This is a genomic window from Rhodococcus sp. IEGM 1366 (assembly GCF_033142425.1).
GTDB lineage: Bacteria > Actinomycetota > Actinomycetes > Mycobacteriales > Mycobacteriaceae > Rhodococcus_F > Rhodococcus_F globerula.
Genome location: NZ_JAWLRZ010000042.1, coordinates 1 through 518, shown reverse-complemented (window position 1 = coordinate 518; position 518 = coordinate 1). Strand labels below are relative to the sequence as shown.

1 protein-coding gene is annotated in these 518 nt (G+C 60.2%); it reads right to left on the bottom strand.

What is annotated here, in order from left to right:
- The coding region (locus tag R4P64_RS33960) for a catalase (RefSeq protein WP_317824582.1) at nucleotides 1-518 on the bottom strand (518 nt) is incomplete at both ends.

The window sequence follows — 518 nt, the reverse complement described above, 5'->3', positions numbered from 1 at the left end:
TCGTCGGTGACGTCGATACCGGGCACGAGGTGCCCTGGGTGGAAGGCGATCTGTTCGGTTTCGGCGAAGAAATTGGTCGGGTTCGCGTTGAGCGTCATCACCCCGATCGGTTGAACCGGGGCCAGTTCTTCGGGAACGAATTTGGTGGGATCGAGGAGGTCGATGCCCTCGAACATCTGCTCGGGGGTGTCGGGGAAGATTTGGATGCCCAGTTCCCATTCCGGGTACGCACCGGCTTCGATGGCGTCGGCGAGATCGCGGCGGTGGAAGTCGGGATCGAATCCGTTGATCAGTTGTGCTTCTTCCCATACCACCGAGTGCACGCCCAGGCGGGGCTTCCAGTGGAACTTCACGAGCGAGGTTTCTCCGTCGTCGTTGAGAAGACGGAAGGTGTGAACGCCGAATCCTTCCATCATTCGATACGACCGGGGGATACCGCGGTCGGACATGTTCCAGAGGGTGTGCGCGGTGGCTTCGGTGTGGAGGGAGACGAAATCCCAGAATGTGTCGTGTGCGCT